General features: G+C 57.1%; 1 tRNA gene and 2 rRNA genes. All 3 read right to left on the reverse strand.

What is annotated here, in order from left to right:
• Position 1: 1 nt before the first annotated feature.
• The 3 genes from rrf (N5923_RS00125) to rrf (N5923_RS00135) all read right to left on the reverse strand — a co-directional run bounded on the left by rrf (N5923_RS00125) (position 2) and on the right by rrf (N5923_RS00135) (position 384).
• Positions 2-117: ribosomal RNA gene (gene rrf, locus N5923_RS00125) — 5S ribosomal RNA — on the reverse strand.
• Between the two features lie 34 nt (positions 118-151).
• A tRNA-Thr gene (locus N5923_RS00130) sits at positions 152-227 on the reverse strand.
• A 41-nt stretch (positions 228-268) separates the two neighbouring features.
• Positions 269-384: ribosomal RNA gene (gene rrf / locus N5923_RS00135) — 5S ribosomal RNA — on the reverse strand.
• Positions 385-387 lie beyond the last annotated feature (3 nt).

Consider the following 387-nt stretch of genomic DNA (forward strand, 5'->3'; position numbering starts at 1 on the left):
TGCCTGGCAGTTCCCTACTCTCGCATGGGGAGACCCCACACTACCATCGGCGCTACGGCGTTTCACTTCTGAGTTCGGCATGGGGTCAGGTGGGACCACCGCGCTAAAGCCGCCAGGCAAATTCTTGATTTACCGAACTCACGCTTATTACTGGTGCTGATACCCAGAGTCGAACTGGGGACCTCACCCTTACCAAGGGTGCGCTCTACCAACTGAGCCATATCAGCAAAACTTCGGGCGACATAAATGTCGCCCTTACTAATTTGATGCCTGGCAGTTCCCTACTCTCGCATGGGGAGACCCCACACTACCATCGGCGCTACGGCGTTTCACTTCTGAGTTCGGCATGGGGTCAGGTGGGACCACCGCGCTACAGCCGCCAGGCAA

The organism is Winslowiella arboricola, from assembly GCF_025527015.1.
Taxonomy (GTDB): Bacteria; Pseudomonadota; Gammaproteobacteria; order Enterobacterales; family Enterobacteriaceae; genus Erwinia; species Erwinia arboricola.